Genomic DNA, 507 nt, shown 5'->3' with positions numbered 1-507 from the left:
GCAGATGCGCTGGCGGGCACGGCAGAACGCGGTGCTGACGCAGAAAGAGCATGTGGATGATGTGCCTGCGTCGGGGACGAACCAGAACGGCGATGCGGCAACCTGTTCGGCGACTACGTGCAAGAACGGCTGCCCGGTGTCGATGGTCACCGGCGAGGAATTGCTCACCCTTACCGATGGCACGCTCGATGGGATATTGCCATTTGAGTGGACACGGCTGTATCGCACCAGCGCCGTGGAAGTGGATTGCGGGTTGGGGTTTGGTTGGAGCCATGCGCTGGCGCATCGGCTTGTCGTTTCTGGTGATTCGGTGGTGTGGACGGATCATGAGAACCGCTCGACAGAGTTTCCGCTGCCCTCCTCCGCCCGCCCCGCGATCACCAACAGTTTGGCCGACGCGGCGATTTATCTGGGGACGTTGCCGGATGAGTTAGTGCTGGCGCAAGGCTCGCGTTTCTACCATTTCGTTAATGGTTTTCTGACAGCGATCAGCGATGCGTATGACAA

General features: G+C 59.8%; 1 protein-coding gene. It reads left to right on the top strand.

Annotation, left to right across the window (positions count from 1 at the left end; all coding sequences use genetic code 11):
- The coding region (locus AC07OV_RS30575; RefSeq protein ID WP_495093616.1) for a DUF6531 domain-containing protein at positions 1 to 507 on the top strand (507 nt) is incomplete at both ends.

This window comes from Pseudomonas sp. GW821-FHT09A09 (assembly GCF_059418405.1).
Note: the sequence above shows the minus strand (reverse complement) of the source record. Positions and strands in the feature narration are given on the sequence as shown.